Raw genomic sequence first — 524 nt, forward strand, 5'->3', positions numbered from 1 at the left:
TAAACAAAAATCGAMMAGACCTTGAGCTGAGCAATGGTGAACAGAACTTTCTTTCACTAGCATTTGAACTACTAAAAGCAAAAAACTCGACATGTGATTTAATTGTACTTGACGACCCGATATCGAGTTTTGATTCCATATACAAAAMCAAACTAGCCTATGCGATCTTAAGCTTCTTATTTTCTAAAAAGACGCTAATCCTCACCCATAACACAGATTTAATCAAACTCTTAGAACATCAAGCGAAGCAGTGCCTAAACTTGTATTACTTCAACAATATTGAGGGTGAGAGCAACGGGTTTACACCAATAAACCAACAAGAAATGTCGATTCTTTTGTATATCCATAATTTCTAAACCTATTAAGTAGAGGATATAAAAGACGAAATTCATGACGAAAAGCAGTTTCTGATATCATCTAGTCCCATTTATGCGCGGTTTCTGTCAAATTCTAGGTTTAAACGAAGAAAAAACAAACATAAATCAGTTAATGCACGGTTATTGTGATGAAATAATTAATGTTAC

At 33.8% G+C, this 524-nt stretch carries 1 protein-coding gene; it reads left to right on the forward strand.

The genetic code is table 11. From position 1 onward, the window contains the following. The first annotated feature begins 26 nt into the window (after nucleotides 1-26). Nucleotides 27-356: a hypothetical protein gene (locus CIK04_RS29215; RefSeq protein WP_325205989.1), complete on the forward strand. Its 330-nt coding sequence runs from the start codon at nucleotides 27-29 to the stop codon at nucleotides 354-356. Nucleotides 357-524 lie beyond the last annotated feature (168 nt).

Source organism: Vibrio sp. 03_296, from assembly GCF_002265885.1.